Annotated in this window: 17 protein-coding genes; 11 read left to right on the forward strand and 6 right to left on the reverse strand. The window is 72.2% G+C overall.

Going from position 1 to position 16,594, the window contains the following annotated elements; all coding sequences use genetic code 11:
* Positions 1 to 52 precede the first annotated feature (52 nt).
* Genes Q1A98_RS20935 through Q1A98_RS20945 form a run of 3 tightly spaced genes read left to right on the forward strand, consistent with a single transcriptional unit; the run spans position 53 to position 4,094 of the window.
* Positions 53 to 1,393 carry a hypothetical protein gene (locus tag Q1A98_RS20935; protein ID WP_299577110.1) on the forward strand — a complete coding sequence of 447 codons (1,341 nt, stop codon included), beginning with the start codon at positions 53 to 55 and terminating at the stop codon, positions 1,391 to 1,393.
* Positions 1,366 to 2,769: a hypothetical protein gene (locus Q1A98_RS20940; RefSeq protein ID WP_299577112.1), complete on the forward strand. Its 1,404-nt coding sequence runs from the start codon at positions 1,366 to 1,368 to the stop codon at positions 2,767 to 2,769. Before Q1A98_RS20935 ends, Q1A98_RS20940 begins: the two co-directional genes overlap by 28 nt.
* A complete protein-coding gene (locus Q1A98_RS20945) occupies positions 2,766 to 4,094 on the forward strand; it encodes a hypothetical protein (protein WP_299577114.1) in 1,329 nt (442 codons plus the stop codon). The genes Q1A98_RS20940 and Q1A98_RS20945 overlap by 4 nt, the downstream gene beginning before the upstream one ends.
* Here Q1A98_RS20945 and Q1A98_RS20950 read toward each other — a convergent pair.
* The 3 genes from Q1A98_RS20950 to Q1A98_RS20960 are packed head-to-tail and all read right to left on the reverse strand — an operon-like array spanning position 4,068 to position 6,632.
* Positions 4,068 to 4,724 carry a nucleoside triphosphate pyrophosphatase gene (locus Q1A98_RS20950; RefSeq protein ID WP_299577116.1) on the reverse strand — a complete coding sequence of 219 codons (657 nt, stop codon included), beginning with the start codon at positions 4,722 to 4,724 and terminating at the stop codon, positions 4,068 to 4,070. The genes Q1A98_RS20945 and Q1A98_RS20950 overlap by 27 nt on opposite strands.
* Before the next feature lie 8 nt (positions 4,725 to 4,732).
* Positions 4,733 to 4,969 (reverse strand): acyl-CoA carboxylase subunit epsilon, encoded by a 237-nt coding sequence (locus Q1A98_RS20955; protein ID WP_299577118.1) that lies wholly within the window; start codon positions 4,967 to 4,969, stop codon positions 4,733 to 4,735.
* Between the two features lie 34 nt (positions 4,970 to 5,003).
* Positions 5,004 to 6,632 carry an acyl-CoA carboxylase subunit beta gene (locus tag Q1A98_RS20960; RefSeq protein ID WP_299577120.1) on the reverse strand — a complete coding sequence of 543 codons (1,629 nt, stop codon included), beginning with the start codon at positions 6,630 to 6,632 and terminating at the stop codon, positions 5,004 to 5,006.
* A gap of 96 nt (positions 6,633 to 6,728) precedes the next feature.
* Here Q1A98_RS20960 and Q1A98_RS20965 point away from each other — a divergent pair, with 96 nt between their 5' ends.
* A complete protein-coding gene (locus Q1A98_RS20965; protein ID WP_299577122.1) occupies positions 6,729 to 7,538 on the forward strand; it encodes a biotin--[acetyl-CoA-carboxylase] ligase in 810 nt (269 codons plus the stop codon).
* A gap of 3 nt (positions 7,539 to 7,541) precedes the next feature.
* Here the strand turns inward: Q1A98_RS20965 and Q1A98_RS20970 are convergent, their stop codons facing one another.
* A complete protein-coding gene (locus Q1A98_RS20970; RefSeq protein WP_299577124.1) occupies positions 7,542 to 8,171 on the reverse strand; it encodes a DUF6069 family protein in 630 nt (209 codons plus the stop codon).
* A gap of 90 nt (positions 8,172 to 8,261) precedes the next feature.
* Between Q1A98_RS20970 and Q1A98_RS20975 the strand changes: the two genes are divergently transcribed.
* Genes Q1A98_RS20975 through Q1A98_RS20985 form a run of 3 tightly spaced genes read left to right on the forward strand, consistent with a single transcriptional unit; the run spans position 8,262 to position 10,925 of the window.
* Positions 8,262 to 8,855 (forward strand): PH domain-containing protein, encoded by a 594-nt coding sequence (locus tag Q1A98_RS20975; RefSeq protein ID WP_299577126.1) that lies wholly within the window; start codon positions 8,262 to 8,264, stop codon positions 8,853 to 8,855.
* Positions 8,856 to 8,903: 48 nt separating this feature from the next.
* Positions 8,904 to 9,581 carry a response regulator transcription factor gene (locus Q1A98_RS20980; protein ID WP_299577128.1) on the forward strand — a complete coding sequence of 226 codons (678 nt, stop codon included), beginning with the start codon at positions 8,904 to 8,906 and terminating at the stop codon, positions 9,579 to 9,581.
* 9 nt (positions 9,582 to 9,590) lie between these two features.
* On the forward strand, positions 9,591 to 10,925 hold the full coding sequence (locus Q1A98_RS20985) for a HAMP domain-containing sensor histidine kinase (RefSeq protein WP_299577130.1): 1,335 nt from the start codon (positions 9,591 to 9,593) through the stop codon (positions 10,923 to 10,925).
* Positions 10,926 to 10,937: 12 nt separating this feature from the next.
* Here the strand turns inward: Q1A98_RS20985 and Q1A98_RS20990 are convergent, their stop codons facing one another.
* The gene (locus Q1A98_RS20990; protein WP_299577132.1) at positions 10,938 to 11,501 is read right to left on the reverse strand and encodes a GtrA family protein; all 564 of its coding nucleotides are present in this window, start codon (positions 11,499 to 11,501) and stop codon (positions 10,938 to 10,940) included.
* 102 nt (positions 11,502 to 11,603) lie between these two features.
* On the opposite strand from Q1A98_RS20990, the gene Q1A98_RS20995 reads away from it, so the two are divergent.
* Both Q1A98_RS20995 and purE read left to right on the forward strand, forming a co-directional pair.
* Positions 11,604 to 12,851 carry a 5-(carboxyamino)imidazole ribonucleotide synthase gene (locus Q1A98_RS20995; protein WP_299577133.1) on the forward strand — a complete coding sequence of 416 codons (1,248 nt, stop codon included), beginning with the start codon at positions 11,604 to 11,606 and terminating at the stop codon, positions 12,849 to 12,851.
* A gap of 26 nt (positions 12,852 to 12,877) precedes the next feature.
* The gene (gene purE, locus Q1A98_RS21000) at positions 12,878 to 13,423 is read left to right on the forward strand and encodes a 5-(carboxyamino)imidazole ribonucleotide mutase (RefSeq protein ID WP_299577135.1); all 546 of its coding nucleotides are present in this window, start codon (positions 12,878 to 12,880) and stop codon (positions 13,421 to 13,423) included.
* A gap of 110 nt (positions 13,424 to 13,533) precedes the next feature.
* Here purE and Q1A98_RS21005 read toward each other — a convergent pair whose 3' ends face one another.
* The gene (locus Q1A98_RS21005) at positions 13,534 to 14,355 is read right to left on the reverse strand and encodes a dienelactone hydrolase family protein (protein ID WP_299577137.1); all 822 of its coding nucleotides are present in this window, start codon (positions 14,353 to 14,355) and stop codon (positions 13,534 to 13,536) included.
* Positions 14,356 to 14,517: 162 nt separating this feature from the next.
* Between Q1A98_RS21005 and Q1A98_RS21010 the strand changes: the two genes are divergently transcribed.
* Entirely contained in the window at positions 14,518 to 15,675 is a 1,158-nt protein-coding gene (locus Q1A98_RS21010) for an acyl-CoA dehydrogenase (protein ID WP_299577139.1), read from the forward strand.
* A 114-nt stretch (positions 15,676 to 15,789) separates the two neighbouring features.
* Positions 15,790 to 16,593, forward strand: coding sequence for an SDR family oxidoreductase (locus tag Q1A98_RS21015; protein WP_299577141.1), 804 nt, complete (start codon positions 15,790 to 15,792; stop codon positions 16,591 to 16,593).
* The last annotated feature ends 1 nt before the right edge of the window (position 16,594 follow it).

A 16,594-nucleotide genomic window follows, 5' to 3' on the forward strand; every position in this document is an offset into this window, starting at 1 on the left:
GTCATGTCCGCTCGCTCGGCGGTCTCGTCGAGCCACCACTATCGTCCAGACGATGGCGCAGGCGGCGACCGCGGCCCGGCTCGACGGGCCCGACCTCACCTACTGGTTCGTCGACCGTGCCCTGGGCTGGTCGGTGGTCCTGCAGCTGGTGTGGGTCTTCCCCCACCGCCTCGACCCCGCGCTCGTCGACGACGTGGCGGTGCGCCTGCACCACGGCGGTCTGCATCGACGCGTCGCGTCGCCCTCGGTCCCCGGGGCACGACCCCGATGGGTCCCGTCGACGTCGTCGATCCCCGCCGTGCACGACGAGACCGTGGCCGCCGATGCGGTCGAACAGTGGGCTCGGGACGAGTTGTACGCGGTCGACCTCGACGCGGGAGCCGGTCGCTGCTGGCGTCTGCGCGCGGCCCCGCTCGCCGACGGCGGGCACGCGTTGTCGCTGTGCACCCTGCACCTGGTCACCGACGGGCAGGGCTTCGTCCGCGCGGCCGCAGCGGCGTTGTCGGCGGCGCGGGGGGATGCGGCGGAACCGGTCTCCACCCCGGCCCGCGCGGCCCGCCGGCGCGTGCCGGCCGACGGGCTCGACGCGCTGCGTCAGGTGGTGCTGGGTGCGGTCGGTGTGGCTCGAGTGCTCGGCGGTGGTCTGGTCCGCCGGGGGGCGTCGACACCCGATCCGCGTGTGCCGCGCGCGCCGCTCGCGCAGCGTTCGCCGGAGGCGCGGGTCCGCTGGGCGGTCGTCTCGGTGCCGTCCGACGAGTGGGCGGCCGCGGCGCGTCGTCACGACGGCACCGAGAACACCCTCTTCGTCGCCGTGATCGCCGGAGCGCTCCGGCGCAGCGGTGCCCTGCCGCCGGGCGAGCCCATGAAGGTGGGCATCCCGGTGAGTCGACGCACTGACGGCGACGACCGCGCCAACGCCACGGCCGGCGTCTCGGTCTACCTCGACGACGTCGAGGGGCGGGATCTCGCGCAGGTACGCGCCCGCTGCCGGGCCGCCTACGAGGCCCTCGACGGCGGACGCCGCGACCCGACCGTCCACCTCACACCGCTGGTGACCGTCGTCCCGCCGACGCTGGCCGTGCGGGCGGTGACCGCCGGTGACGGGATGCCGGACGTGATGACCTCGAACATCGGGTCCTGGGGCGATGATCTGCTGCGGCTCGGATCGACCACCGCTCGTGGCGTCGCCTTCCGCGGCGACGCGCAGGACGTCGTCCCGCATCTGCCGTACCGCTTCGGCGACGGCCTGCAGTCATGGGTTCTGCAGGCGGGGGGCCGGACCACCCTGTCGGTGGCCGCGTTCGACGAGTCCGCCTTTCCCGACGCCGACGTCCTGCGCCGCGTCCTGGACGAGGAGCTGACCTCATGGGGTCTACCGCACCGTCTCTGGTGACCACGTCGACGACGACGGCCGACGCGCGGGTCACCGGCCCCGACGAGACGTTCATGCTCGTCGAGGCGCTCGCCGGGGTGGAGACGCCGATCCAGATGGGCTGGGTGTTCTCCGACGATCCGGGTGAGTCGGCCGTCGACGACATCCACGCTCGGCTCGCGGCGAGTCCGGTGCACCGGAGGATCGCGGTGACCCGCATGCCCTTCGCGCGGCACCGGTGGGTCCCCGCGGGTCCGCCCGAGCCGGTTCGCCTCGACCTCGACCCGGTTGCGCCCGAACAGGTCTCGCGCTGGTTCGCCGATCACCTCGACGGCACGTCGGTCCGGCCGACGCAGGGCCACAGCTGGCACGTGGCCACGGCGCCGACGTCCGACGGCGGCCGCGTCGTGTCCGTGCTCGCATCCCACGTCGTGTGCGACGGATCCGGGTTGCGCCGCGCGCTGCTCACCGACCGTGACGCCGCACATGCCGCCGCGAGCGCCGGGTCGCGGGGTCGGATCCGCGACGACCTGCGCGACGCGGGCGGACAACTCGTCGCGGCCGCCCGTGCGGTGGCCCGGCTGGTCGGCGCCGCGGCCGCATCCGTGCGGACCGGGGCCGACGGTACCGACGACGGACCGGTCGTCGTCGAGCTCGATCGGCCGTCGCCGGTGCCGTCGCCGCCCGGATCCTCTGCCGTGCAGGGGGATCCGCCCGTGCAGCATCTCCTGGTGACCCTGGACGCCGATGCGTTCGCGGCCCGCGCCGCCGCGCGCGGCGGCACCGCCAACTCCCTGTTCTGTGCGCTCGTGGGTGGGGTCGCTCAGCGCGCGGGGATACCGGAGGGCGACACCACCGCGATCTGCATCGCGGTGAACCGGCGCGCCGGCGACGACGACGCGCGCGCCAACGCGTCGGGAGGGGTGTGGATCCGCACCCGTGGGGGGCTCGACGGACCGGTCGACCTCGCCGGCATCCGGGCGCAGACGCGTCGCGCACTGACCGAGTACACCGAGCGGGGAGCGGAGATGTCGGCCGACAACGTGCAGCCCGTGGTCCGCCTTCTGCCGTCCCGCGTGGTGCTCGCGCTGACGGGACTGATCCCGGCGCCGCACACCACGGTCTCGAACCTCGGCGCCGTCGAGCCCGAACTGCTCCGCATGGGCGGGCAGACCGCGCACGTGCAGTTCACCCGCGCGGCGGTGCGCGGCATGTCCGCCGACGACCGCCGCCGCCGCTGCCGCCCGGGCCTGCTGGCCTGGCTCACCGTGCACGGCGACACCGCCACCATGGCGGTGTGCGGTGTCGACCCCGACCGCTTCGGCACACCGGGGGCACTGCGCGACCATGTCGAGGCGGAGCTGGTCGCATGGGATCTGCCCCATGCCGTCCTGTGAGGGCACCCCGCCTCGGCGGCACCGACGAGGCCTACCTGCTGCTCGAGTGCACCGTCGGCATCGTGGCCCCGATGCAGGTGGTCGTGGTGCTCGACGACGACCCCGGACCGGCCGTCGCGCGCGATCTCGTCGCCCGTCTCGCCGGTGGTCCGCTCGATCGCGCGGTCCGGCGTCCGGTGGTCCCCGGTGCCCGTCCACGCTGGGTGCGGCCGCCGGGTGCAGCGCAGGCGCGGGTGGACCCCACCCCCGTCGACGACGCGATCGCCTGGGCACGGCGACATCTCGGCGAGGCGCCGCTCGACGTCCTCGGTGCGCGCGGATGGCAGGTCGCGACCGTCGCCCTGACCGACGGCGGTCGCGCGGTGTCCGTCGTCGCCTCCCACGTCCTCGCCGACGGCCGCCGGTTCGTGGAGACGGTCGCCGACGCCGTCGTCGGCGAGTCCTGCGGCGACGCCGACCCCGTCCCGGAAGGCACGCCGCGACCCCTGCGACGGGTTGCCGGCGACGCCGCGGACGCGGCGACCGCGGTCGCCGACGCCGTGCGCGCAGCCGTCCACCTCGTCCGCGGCCGTGCTCCGGACACCCCCACATCGCCCCCGCGCAGGCCGGCTGCCCGGTCGGAGGAGCCCGCGTCGACGCCGGTGGACGACGCGCCGACCCACCACGTCGTGACGCTCGACCGCGCTCGGTGGCACGCGGTGGCGGCAGATCTCGGCGGCACCGCGACAACGCTTCTCGTCGCCCTGGGTGCAGGACTGGCCCGACACTCCGGGGTGGTCACCGCGAGAGGAGGCCCGCAGTCACCGGTACGGCTGACCCTGGCGGTGGATCGCCGCGCCGACGCCCACTCGTCCACCGCGAACGCCGCCGATGGTGTCGCGATCGCCCTCCCCACCGATCCCACCCCCGACACCGGCCTCGCCGCCGCCCGCGCGGCCATCCGGACGGCGCTGTCGGACCCGCCCGGCGACGACGCCCTCGCCCGGGTCGCCCGACTGCTGCCGTCCTCGACCCTCGCCCACGTGATCGCAGCCATCCCCGGCCCCGACGTCGCGGTGTCGCAGCTCGGTCCGGCGCCCGAGGGCCTCCTCGCGTGGCGGGGGACGCGGGCGCGCACGGTGCTCGTGCGCGCGGCCGCCCGCACGGCGGCACCCGACCTCGCCCGGCGCATGCTGCCGGGGATCGCCGTGTGGGCGGTCGAGCACGACGACGCGATCACGGTGTCGGTGTGCGCCGTCGACCCGGTCGCCCGCGCCGACCTGGGCGGCGCCGTGGCGCGGGAACTCGACCTGTGGGGTCTACGCGCGGACGTCCGGGCCGGCTGACGCCCACAGGTCGGCGACCGGGACGCCCAGTCGCGTGGTGAGCGTCCGGACGACCGAGAGCCCGATCCCGATGACGGCGGAGTGGTCGCCGTCGATGCCGTCGATGAACCAGCCCCCGCGTCCGTCGAGCGTGAAGGCCCCGGCCACCTCGAGGGGCTCACCGGTGGCGACGTAGGCGTCGACGGTCGCGTCGTCGATGTCGGCGAATCGCACCGTGGTGGTGGTCGATGCCGACTCGGCACCGACCACGCCGCCGCCGGACATCCGCAGGACGCTGTGCCCGGTGAGCAGTTCGGCGCTGCGGCCGCGGACGCGATGCCACTGCGCGGTCGCCGCCGCGGCGGTGTGGGGTTTGCCGGTCAGCACCCCGTCGTGGAAGAGCATGGAGTCGCAACCGATCACGATGCAGTCGGCGGCGACATCCGGCTCGTCGGCGGTCAGCCGGTCCGCGACGACACGGGCTTTCGCCTCGGCCAGGGCGGTGACCACCGCGTGCGGACCCGACTCGGCCGGGACCGTCGCGGCGACCCGGTCCTCGTCCACGTCGGAGACACGGACGACCGGGTTCACGCCGGCGTCGACGAGCACCCGCCGTCGCGCCGGGGACGCCGACCCCAGGACGACGCGCACCCGGGCGGTCAGTGCGAGAAGTGCACGTTGAGGAAGCCGGTCGGCGCCGGCGCCCACGAGGGTCGCAGGCGCTGTTCGGGCGACCCCCACAGGTTCCGCTCTGGGCGTTCGGGCTCGGGTTCGCCGCCGCCCGCCGCCGAGAGGACCGCGGCGATCACCGCGATGTCGACGTCGTCGGGGTTGCCGCGCACGATCCGCAGGGCGGGCCGCGCCGTGGCGTCGGCGGGTGTGGTCTCGTCGGTCACGCTGTCTCCCGGTGCAGGTCGGCGATGGAACTCGTCAGAGCGGGATGTTGCCGTGCTTCTTCGGCGGCATCGAGACCATCTTGCGCTCGAGGAGCTTGAGGGCGGTCGCGATCTGACCGCGGGTGTGCGACGGCGGGATGACCGCGTCGACGTAACCGCGCTCGGCCGCGACGTACGGGTTGACGAGGGTGTCCTCGTACTCCTGCTGCAACTGCAGGCGCAGCGCGTCGACGTCCTCGCCGTTGGCCGCGGCGTCCTTGAGCTGCTGACGGTAGACGAACCCGACGGCACCCGAGGCACCCATCACGGCGATCTGCGCGGTAGGCCAGGCCAGGTTCACGTCGGCGCCCATGTGCTTGGACCCCATGACGTCGTAGGCGCCGCCGTAGGCCTTGCGGGTGATGACGGTGATCTTGCCGACGGTGGCCTCGCCGTAGGCGTAGAGCAGCTTCGCGCCGCGGCGGATGATGCCGTTGTACTCCTGCTCGGTGCCGGGGAGGAAGCCCGGGACGTCGACCAGGGTGACGATGGGGATGTTGAAGCAGTCGCAGGTGCGCACGAAGCGTGCGGCCTTCTCGGAGGCGTTGATGTCGAGGCAGCCGGCGAACTGGGTCGGCTGATTGGCGACGATGCCGACGCTGCGGCCGTCGACGCGACCGAAGCCGACGATGATGTTGGTCGCGTACTGCGCCTGGATCTCGAGGAACTCGTCGTCGTCGAGGATCCGGGCGATCACCTCGTGCATGTCGTACGGCTGGTTCGGCGAGTCCGGGATGAGGGTGTCGAGCTCGAGGTCCTCCGCGTTCACGGTCTCCTCGATCGACCCGGCGGCCGGCTCGGCCACGGGCAGCCGCGGCGGCTCGGCCTTGTTGTTGCTCGGCAGGTAGGAGAGGACCTCGCGCACGTAGTCGAGGGCGTCCTCCTCGTCGGAGGCGACGTAGGTGGCCGTCCCGGACTTGGTCATGTGCGTCTGCGCGCCGCCGAGATCCTCCATCGTGACGTCCTCGCCGGTGACGGTCTTGATGACGTCGGGGCCGGTGATGAACATCTGGCTGGTCTTGTCGACCATGACGACGAAGTCGGTGAGGGCGGGGGAGTAGACGTGCCCGCCGGCCGCCGCGCCCATGATCAGCGAGATCTGCGGGATGACACCGGACGCACGGACGTTGCGGTGGAAGATCTCGCCGTACAGGCCGAGGGAGACGACGCCCTCCTGGATGCGGGCTCCCGCACCGTCGTTGATGCCGATGAGCGGGCGGCCGGTCTTCACCGCGAGGTCCATCACCTTGACGATCTTCTCGCCGTAGACCTCGCCGAGGCTGCCGCCGAAGACGGTGGAGTCCTGGCTGAAGACGCAGACCTCGCGGCCGTCGACGGTCCCGTAGCCGGTGACGACGCCGTCGCCGAGGGGACGGCGCGAGGCGAGGCCGAAGTTGGTGCTGCGGTGCCGGGCGAGCGCGTCGAGTTCGACGAACGAGCCCTCGTCGAGCAGGTGGGTGATCCGCTCGCGGGCGGTCAACTTGCCCTTCGCGTGCACCTTCTCGACGGCGTCCGCGCCGACGGGCTGCTCCGCCTCGGCGAGCCGTCCGCGCAGGTCGGCGAGCTTTCCGGCCGTGGTGTGGATGTCGGGTGCACCATCGCTGTCGGTCGAGGCAGTCGTCATGGGGAACGATGCTAGCGAGCGGACGCTCGGTCGGTGGGACCGGGGACACGAGTGAGGCTCATGTTCGTGTGTTCCTCACGCGCTAGCGTGGCCGCGATGGAGCCACCCACAGACCTCGACGCCGCACGCATCGCCGATCTCGCCGGCGCCGGCTGGTCGGTCGAGGTGGTCGCCGAGACCGGGTCGACCAACGCCGACCTGGTCGCCCGCTGCGCGAGCGCGCCGTGTCCGGGCGCCGTCCTCGTCGCCGAGCGTCAGACCGCGGGTCGGGGCAGGCACGGACGCGTGTGGACGGCGCCGCCCGGCGGGACCCTCACCATGTCCGTCGCGGTCGACGCCTCCGGTCCGGGTGCGGGCGACGCCCTCGGCTGGTTGCCGCTCGCGACGGGGGTCGCGGTGGCCCGCGCGGTGACCCGGGTCAACGGTGTCGACGCGCGGCTGAAGTGGCCCAACGACGTCCTGCTGCCGACCGGGTCCGCAGGCGGGGTCGGCAAGGTCGCGGGCATCCTCGCCGAACTCGCGCCCGGACCGCGCCCGTGCGCCGTGGTGGGGATCGGCATCAACACCGGGTTGCGCGCCGACGACCTCCCGGTCGACACCGCGACGTCGGTGAACCTCGTGTCGGGCGCGACCGTCGACCGTTCCGACCTCGCCGGGGCGGTCCTGGCCGAGCTGACCGAGGAACTCGCCGACTGGCCGGGGGACACCGCGGCCATTGCCGAGCGCTACCGGCCGCTGTGCGCGACGCTGTCCCGCGCGGTGCGGGTGGAACTCCCCGGCGACCGCACGCTGGAGGGTGTCGCCGTCGACGTCGATGATCTCGGACGTGTCGTGGTGGAGACGCCCGACGGGACGAGCACGGCCGTCGCCGCCGGCGACGTCACGCACCTGCGGGTGCGGGGGTGAGCGTCAGCGGTACTCGACGCTGCGCGACCCCATCGCACGGATGAGGAACAGGATCGGCAGCCCGATCACGAGGTGCATCACGGCGGTGCCGATGCCCGTCGAGATCTCCCGCGACAGCAGCAGCGGCAGGATCACCGCGGCGATCACCAGCAGGCCGACGATCCACGCGTAGAACTGGTCCGGCGACGGCGTCGTCATCTGCAGCACGTACCAGAGGGCACCGGCGAACAGGGCGCACAGCCCGCCGACGACCGCGAACCAGTACTCGTCCTGCGCGACCGGGTTCCACACGCCGAACTTCCCGGTCTCGGTGATGCGCTCGCTGATGACCCGGATGACCCATGCCACGAGCCACGACGCCAGTGCCGTCACCACCGCGGTCGCGACGACGCCGCCGATGAACAGCCCGATGTTGATCTGCGGGCCCCGGCGGGGCGGACGGGGGGCCTTGCGGGCCGGTTCGGCCGCGTAGGGCTGCCGGCTCGCGGGATCGACGTAGGACTCCTGCGCATACGGGTCCTGTGCGTAGGGATCGCGGGCGTACGGGTCCGCCGAGTAGGCGCGGGTCCGGTTGTCCTCCCAGGCGCCGCCGCTGTCCCGCCGGCGGTTGTCGTAGGGGTCGTTCGGGTACATCAGGCCACCTCCGCAGCTGGGGTCGTCACCCGCGTCTCGGGCGAGTCTACCGAGTACGACGGGCGGCATCGGCCGGGAACGCTGCCCGGAATGCGCTACTTTCACTGCCGTCAGGGGCTCGTCGCGACCTCATCACGCGACCACACCGGAGGGCTGATCGTCGTGGGATACCCCGAGAACATCCTCGCCGAGGGCGAGCACGTCGTCCTGCACCGTCACCCGCACTGGAAGGCGCTGGTGGTGCCGACCCTCGGGTTCCTGCTCATCACGGCCCTGGCGGGCATCGGGGCGGGTTTCACCGGCTCGTCGCAACTGTCGTCGTCGACGCGGTCGGTGCTGTGGATCGTGATCGCGGTCGTGTGGGCCGTCGTCGTCGTCTGGTTCTTCCTGCGGCCGCTCGTCTCCTGGAGGACCACCCATTTCGTCCTCACCGACCGGCGTGTCACGTTCCGCAACGGCATCCTCACGCGGTCGGGCATCGACATCCCGCTCCAGCGCATCAACTCCGTCGAGTTCCGCCACGGCCTCCTCGACCGGATGCTGCGCACCGGCACCCTGATCATCGAGTCCGCATCGGACGACCCGCTGGCCTTCCACGACATCCCCCAGGTGGAGAAGGTCCACGCGCTGCTGTACCACGAGGTCTTCGACACCGAGTCCGATCCGGGCCGGCGTTCGTACTGAGCGGCGCGGATCGGTCATGACCGCACCCGACGCCGGTATCGTGGCGCCGTGACGGACGTATTGCTGGCCGAGGACGACGAGGCCATCGCCACCCCGCTGGCGCGTGCCCTGACCCGTGAGGGCTACGGGTGCGAGATCGTCTCGACGGGTCCCGACGCCCTCGAACGCGCGCGGGATCCCCGCTTCGAGCTGGTGGTCCTCGACCTCGGCCTCCCGGAGATGGACGGTCTGGAGGTGTGCCGGCGCATCCGCAGCGTGCGACCGCAGCTCGCCGTCCTGATGCTCACCGCCCGCACCGACGAGGTCGACTTCGTCGTCGGTCTCGACGCCGGCGCGGACGACTACGTCGGCAAACCGTTCCGTCTCGCCGAACTCCTCGCCCGGGTGCGGGCGCTGCTGCGCCGCAAACAGGGCGTCGACCTCGTCCTCGAGGCGGGCGACATCCAGCTCGACGCACGCGGTCGTCGGGTACTCGTCTCCGGCAAGGACGCGACCCTGGCCAACCGCGAGTTCGACCTGCTGCGGTTCCTGATGGAACGGGGCGGGGAGGTCGTCAGCCGCGAGGAGATCCTCACCGAGGTGTGGGGATCGGCCGACCTGCGCTCGTCGAAGACCCTCGACATGCACGTGTCGTGGCTGCGCCGCAAGATCGGCGACGACCAGGCGGGCCGGAAGAAGCGCATCGTCACCGTGCGCGGCGTCGGCTTCCGGTTCGACCCGGACTAGGCGGCCGGCGTGCGCAGGCGGATCCTGCTGTCGATGCTGGCGATGGTCGTCGGCATCGGCGTGTTGCTGGGGCTGCCGCTGATGGTGACCGCGTGGTGGTGGATCGACGACAACGCCCACCAGGACCTCGACCAGCGACTCAAACGGGTCTCCTCGGAGCTCATCGACCAGGAGTCCGGTGACCTGGCCGGTCAGCAACTCCATGTCGCGCCGTTCCGGCTGCTGCTGCCCGCCGACGGCCGCCTCGAGGTCGAGTACCCGTCGGGCGCCGGGACGGTCCGGACCGCCGTCGGTGACGACATCCGGGGGTCGACGGTGTCGGAGTCGGCGAGCCTCGGCGACGCCGGCACGGTCACCATGCGCATCCCGCTGGAGGAGGTCCGCGGCGACCAGTGGACGGCGATCGGGGTGGTGGCGCTGATCCTCACCGCCTCCATCGCCGGGGGTATGGCGGTCGCGGCCGTCACGGCGGGCCGCCTCGCCGACCCGCTCGAGGAGCTCGCCGACCGGGCGTCGCGGATGGCCCAGGGCGATTTCCACACCGCGTGGCGCACGCACGGCATCGTCGAACTCGACCGACTCGCGGGCGCGCTGGAGGTCGCCAACCAGGAGATCGCCCTGCGCCTCGAACGCGAGGGCGAGATCGTCGGCGAGGTGTCCCACCAGCTGCGCAGCCGTCTGACGGCCATCCAGTTGCGGCTCGACGAGTTGTCGCTGCACCCCGACCCGCACGTGGTGGAGGAGGCCGAGGCCGCGCACGCACAGGCCGAACGGCTCAACGCCGAACTCGACGAACTCATCGCGGTGTCTCGGGACGCCGGCGTACGTCCGACCGCGCCGATCGACGTCGACGACACGATCGACCCGCTCGTCCACGACTTCTCCGACGCCTTCCTGCGCCAGGGCCGTGAGGTGGTCGCGTCCTACGTGGGGGACCGCACCGCCTGGGCGACCCCCAGCCGACTGCGGGAGGCCGTGTCGGTCCTCGTCGACAACTCGCTGCGGCACGGTGCCGGACGCTGCACGGTCGAGGTGTCCGGACTCGACGGCGCCGACCTGCTGCGTGTGACCGTCCGTGACGAGGGCTCCGGCGTCCCCGACGAGCTGGTGCCGAAGATCTTCCGTCGCGGGTGGTCCGGCGGCGGGTCGAGCGGGGTCGGGCTGTCGTTGGCGCGTGCCCTGGTCGAGGCCGACGGCGGTCGCCTCGAACTGACGACCCGCGCGCCCGCCGCGTTCACGATCGTGGTCCCGACCACGGCGGGCGGACCGATCACCGGGACGCCCGGCACCACCCGCGCCGACGGGCAGCCGGTGCTCGCCCGCGCCGTCCGCGAACCGCGCTGAGCGCGACCGACGTCAGGGGGTGGGGTCGGGTTCGGCGTCCGCGTGGAGGGTGACCTGGCCGGTCGCGAGAGCTTCGATCTCGGCGTCCTCGTCCCCCTGGGTCTCCGGGAACGCGAACTTGCGCAGGGCCCAGAACCGGAACGCCATCTGCAGGATGTTGCCGATGATGTAGCCGAGGACGAAGTCGACGATGACGAGTTCGGCGACCGGCAGGTGCGACCGCATGTCGAACACGTTGTTGGCGAACCACAGCGGTGCGGCCTGCAGCACGACGCCGATGCCGCTGATCACGAAGAACAGCAGTGCCTCGTGGTGCGTCTCGCGCCCCCCGCGGTTCTTGAAGGCCCACTCGCGGTTGAGGAAATAGCTGAGGATCGTGGCCAGGGTCCCCGAGATCACCTTCGCGATGACGGGCTTCTGCTCCAGCACGGACAGGCTGAGGCCGTAGAAGATGGCCATGTCGAACACCATGGTGGTGCCGCCGACCAGCGCGAACTTGATCAGTTCGTGGTGGCGGAGAGCCAGGCGCCGGATGGGGCCCGGGGTGCGGGCGAGGAGCCCGTCGATGTACGACACAAGGATCGAGTGTACGAAACCGAACCGCGCTCGTGAATTCGCTGCGCCGCCGGCACGCCCGCGACGCAGGTCGCACCGCGTGTCATGACACGATGGTCAGCCGTGAGTGAAGGCAATCCGGTGGGTCTCCCGACGGTCGCGATGGTCGGCGGCGGGCAGCTGGCCCGCATGACGCATCAGGCCGCGATCGCGCTCGGTCAGACGCTGCGTGTGCTCGCGGCGTCGCCCGACGACCCGGCCGCCGCGGTGTCGGCGGACGTGGTGATCGGATCCCACGACAGCCTCGACGACCTGCGTCGCGCGGCGCAAGGTGCCGTCGCCCTCACCTTCGACCACGAGGGCGTCCCCCCCGAACACCTGCATGCCCTCGTCGCCGAGGGCGTGTCGGTCCTGCCGCCCCCGACCGCGCTGATCCACGCGCAGGACAAGCTCGTCATGCGTCGCCGGCTCTCGGGACTCGGGTTGCCGGTCCCGCGGTTCGTCGACCTGTCCGGCGCCGACGATCCCGGCGAGGTCCTCGTCGGGTTCGTCGAGTCGTGTGCCGACGGGGTGGTGATCAAGGCGATCCGCGGCGGGTACGACGGCCGCGGCGTCTGGCTGCCGGACTCGCTGGACGAGGCCCTCGACGTCCTCGCCGACGCGACCGCGTCGGGCACGCCGGTGATGGCCGAGGAGCGGGTGGCGTGGCGCCGGGAACTGTCGGCGATGGTGGCGCGGTCGGCCTACGGCCAGGGCGCGACGTGGCCCGTGGTCGAGACCGTGCAGCGAGACGGTCAGTGCGCCGTGGCGATCGCTCCCGCGCCCGGGCTCTCCGACGAGCGCGCCGAGGAGGCCGAGCACATCGCGCTGCAGATCGCGCAGACGCTGGGGGTGGTCGGCGTGATGGCCGTCGAGATGTTCGAGACCGACGACGGTGCGCTGAGCATCAACGAGCTCGCGATGCGTCCGCACAACAGCGGCCACTGGACGATGGACGGGGCCGTCACCAGCCAGTTCGAGCAGCACCTGCGTGCCGTGCTCGACTACCCGCTCGGCGCGACCCGGGCGCTCGCGCCGGTGACGGTCATGGCCAACGTCCTCGGCGCGACCGAGACCCCCGCGATGTCGATGGACGAGCGCGTCCACCACCTGATGGCCCGCATGCCCGACGCGCACATCCACCTCTACGCCAAGGGGGAGCGCCCGGCCCGCAAGATCGGTCACGTGAACGTCGTCGGCGGGCCCGACGACGACGCCGCGACCGTCCGCGAGCGGGCCGAGCGCGCAGCGACCTGGCTGTCCACCGGCATCTGGACCGACGGCTGGGACCCGCACGCGGCGACCGACGTCCCCGAACCCGCCCGGACCTGACCCGACCCGCCGACCGAGAGACACCGATGACCTCCTCCGATCGACCGTCCGACCCCATCGGCACCAGCGCGAGCGGCCCCCGCGTCGGGCTGATCATGGGCAGCGACTCCGACTGGCCGACGATGGAACCCGCCGCCGTCGCACTGGCCGAGTTCGACGTGCCGTTCGAGGTCGGCGTCGTCTCCGCGCACCGCACCCCGCGCAAGATGCTCGACTACGCCTCCGGTGCCGCCGACCGGGGCATCTCGGTGATCATCGCCGGCGCCGGGGGAGCGGCCCACCTCCCCGGCATGGTCGCCTCGGCCACGGTGCTGCCGGTGATCGGTGTGCCGGTTCCGCTCAAGCACCTCGACGGGCTCGACTCCCTACTGTCGATCGTGCAGATGCCGGCGGGCATACCGGTCGCGACGGTCTCCGTGGGCGGCGCACGCAACGCCGGCCTCCTCGCGGTGCGGATCCTCGGCACCGGCGACGACGTGCTGCGCGCGCGACTCGCCGCGTTCGCGCGCGACCTCGAGGCCATGGTCGAGGAGAAGGACGCGGCCCTGCGCCGCACCCTCCTCGGCGACTGACCGGCCTCAGGCGTCGGTGACCCTGCGACGGCTCACGCGTCGGTGACCCCCCGACAGCTCACGCGTCGGTGACCCCCCGACAGCTCACGCGTCGGTGACCCTGCGACAGCTCACGCGTCGGTGAGCAACCGGCGGCGGAAGAGGTCCAACACCTCGTCGAGCGCGGCGCGGGTGGGCTCGCCCGGTGCGTCGACCAGGTGCTCGGTGAGCACCGAGTGCGGCGGCATCGGGCTGTCGGGTCGTGCCGACGAGTCGGGCAGTTCGATGGCGGTGAAGGCGTCGCCCAGCTGCTCACGCAACCACCGGAACCGCTGCGGCGGTGAGAGCTTGTCGCCTTCGAAGCGCAACCCCAGCACCGTGAGATCCCCTGCAGCGCAGCGGGTCCGCACCGCAGCGAGCTCGTCGGGCGCGATGTCGATGCCCTCCTTCGCCTTCCGGCCGAGTCCGAACGGCAGGGACGGTTGCGAGAGGACCGGCGCGATCAGGCGGTCGTCGGCGGCCATCGCGAGCGCGAACCCGCCGGTGAAGCACATCCCCACCGCGCCCACGCCCGGGCCGCCGCACCGCTCGTGCTCGTCCTTCGCCAGCGCGCGCAGCCACGTCGTGACGGGGGAGGACTTCCCGGTCGCGAGGACCGTGAACTCCCGGCTGATGCAGGCCGGCACGATCGCGCGGGCCATCGTCGCCAGCGGACCGACGACCGGGGGCCCGGCGAAGGGGTCCTTGCCGTCCACGCCGAAGAGGTGCGGCATGACGGCGGTGCACCCGATCGAGGCGACGGTGCGGGCGAAGTCGGCCACGCGCGGGGTGATACCGGGGATCTCCGACATGACGACCACGGCGGGCCCCGTCCCCAGGCGGTACACGGGTGCACTGCGGCCGTGGGCGGAGAACTCGGTGCGTTCGAAGTCTGCGAGGTTGTCGTCGGTCACGCCGATCAGCGTGCCACCCGCGTGACCTGCGCCACCACTGACATCCCTCGGTTACCCGTCAGTAACCGAAGGCGGGCGCCGGGGTTAGCATCGAGGGGACGGCCGACCCCCCGGTGCATCCCGCCGGACATCCCACCGCACGGCCGATGAGGAGTGAGTGCAATGTCGGGCAACCCGGATTTCGATGTCTTCGCCCTCCCCGAGGAGCACGACGCGCTGCGTGAGGCCATCCGTGCGCTGTCGGAGAAGGAGATCGAGCCGTACGCGGCGGAGGTCGACGAGAAGTCGCGCTTCCCGCAGGAGGCACTCGACGCCCTCAACGCGTCGGGTTTCAACGCGATCCACGTCCCCGAGGACTTCGGCGGCCAGGGCGCGGACTCGGTCGCGGCGTGCATCGTGATCGAGGAGGTCGCGCGCGTCGACGCGTCGGCGTCGCTGATCCCCGCGGTGAACAAGCTGGGCACGATGGGACTGATCCTGTCCGGTGACGCCGACCTGAAGAAGAAGGTGCTCCCGGAGATCGCCGACGGTGCGCTGGCGTCCTACGGCCTGTCCGAGCGCGAGGCGGGATCGGACGCCGCGTCGATGCGGACGCGGGCGAAGAAGACGTCGGAGGGCTGGGTCCTCAACGGCGGCAAGGCGTGGATCACCAACGGCGGCAAGTCGACCTGGTACACGGTCATGGCCGTCACCGACCCCGACAAGGGCGCCAACGGGATCTCGGCGTTCATGGTGCACAAGGACGACCCCGGCTTCTCGGTCGGTGCCCTGGAGCGCAAGCTCGGGATCAAGGGTTCGCCGACCGCGGAGCTGCACTTCGAGAACTGCGAGATCCCGGGTGACCGGATCGTCGGCGAGGAGGGCACCGGTTTCAAGACCGCGCTGCAGACCCTCGACCACACCCGCCCGACCATCGGCGCGCAGGCCGTCGGGATCGCGCAGGGCGCGCTGGACAAGACGATCGAGTACGTCAAGGACCGCAAGCAGTTCGGCAAGTCGATCAGCCAGTTCCAGGGCGTGGAGTTCATGATCGCCGACATGGCGATGAACATCGAGGCCGCCCGGCTCATGGTGTACAGCTCGGCCGCCCGCGCCGAGCGCGGTGAGAAGAACCTCGGGTTCATCTCCTCGGCGTCGAAGTGCTTCGCCTCGGACGTGGCGATGAAGGTCACGACCGACGCGGTCCAGCTGTTCGGCGGCGCGGGCTACACCCGCGACTTCCCCGTCGAGCGCATGATGCGCGACGCGAAGATCACGCAGATCTACGAGGGCACCAACCAGATCCAGCGCGTCGTCATGTCGCGCGCTCTCCTGCGCTGAGATCGTCACCCACCACCGACGTGGGTCGTGCCTCTCGGCGCTCGTGATACAACTGCGGAAACGTCGTTCTCGTTCCTGAGAGCGACATGCACGCAGGCGAGAGGGAGCGCGGCGATGGACATGGGGCTCGACGGCGCGCGTGCGCTCGTCACCGGCGGGTCGAAGGGGATGGGGCTCGCCACGGCGACCGCACTCGGGGCGGAGGGCGCGTCGGTCGCGATCATGGCGCGCGGCCGTGAGGCCCTCGACGACGCTGCCGAGACCATCCGGCGCGCCGGGGCACCCGAGGTCCTGCCGATCAGCGTCGACATGGCCGACGGTGCGTCCATCGCGGCGGGCGTCGAGACCTTGCGCGGCCACTGGGACGACCTGAACGTGCTGGTCCACACCGTCGGTCCCGGACACGGATCCTTCGACGACCTCGACGACGACGCATGGCACGACGCGTTCGACCTCGGGACCCTCGCCGCGGTGCGCGTGGTCCGCGGTGTCCTCCCGGCGCTGCGCTCCGCGCCGTGGGCCCGGGTGGTCACCCTCGCCGCGCACTCGATACAGCGACAGAGCGCGAGCCTCGTGGCCTACACCGCGTCGAAGGCCGCGCTGGCGAGCGTGACGAAGAACCTGGCGAAGACCCTGGGGGCCGACGGGATCCTGGTCAACTGCATCTGCCCCGGGACGATCGTGAGCGCCAGCTTCACCGAGATCCTGCGGGACACCCTCGCGGCCGACGGGCTCGACTCGAGCGATCCGCACGACGTGATGCGTTGGGTGGCGACCACGTTCGGCCATCCGTGCGACCTGGGTCGGGCCGGCACGCCCGAGGAGATCGCCTCGGCCGCCGTGTATCTCGCGTCGCGGGCCAACGGCTACGTGACCGGTGCGACCCTCAACGTCGACGGCGGGTCCGACTTCGTCTGAC

This window comes from uncultured Williamsia sp. (assembly GCF_947494875.1).
Classification (GTDB): domain Bacteria; phylum Actinomycetota; class Actinomycetes; order Mycobacteriales; family Mycobacteriaceae; genus Williamsia_A.

Coding starts and splice junctions, on each gene's coding strand:
- Q1A98_RS20935 (WP_299577110.1), top strand. CDS start 53: ATGGCGCAGGCGGCGACCGCGGCCCGGCTCGACGGGCCCGACCTCACC.
- Q1A98_RS20940 (WP_299577112.1), top strand. CDS start 1,366: ATGGGGTCTACCGCACCGTCTCTGGTGACCACGTCGACGACGACGGCC.
- Q1A98_RS20960 (WP_299577120.1), bottom strand. CDS start 6,632: ATGACGACTGCCTCGACCGACAGCGATGGTGCACCCGACATCCACACC.
- Q1A98_RS20965 (WP_299577122.1), top strand. CDS start 6,729: ATGGAGCCACCCACAGACCTCGACGCCGCACGCATCGCCGATCTCGCC.
- Q1A98_RS20970 (WP_299577124.1), bottom strand. CDS start 8,171: ATGTACCCGAACGACCCCTACGACAACCGCCGGCGGGACAGCGGCGGC.
- Q1A98_RS20975 (WP_299577126.1), top strand. CDS start 8,262: ATGCGCTACTTTCACTGCCGTCAGGGGCTCGTCGCGACCTCATCACGC.
- purE (WP_299577135.1), top strand. CDS start 12,878: ATGACCTCCTCCGATCGACCGTCCGACCCCATCGGCACCAGCGCGAGC.
- Q1A98_RS21010 (WP_299577139.1), top strand. CDS start 14,518: ATGTCGGGCAACCCGGATTTCGATGTCTTCGCCCTCCCCGAGGAGCAC.
- Q1A98_RS21015 (WP_299577141.1), top strand. CDS start 15,790: ATGGACATGGGGCTCGACGGCGCGCGTGCGCTCGTCACCGGCGGGTCG.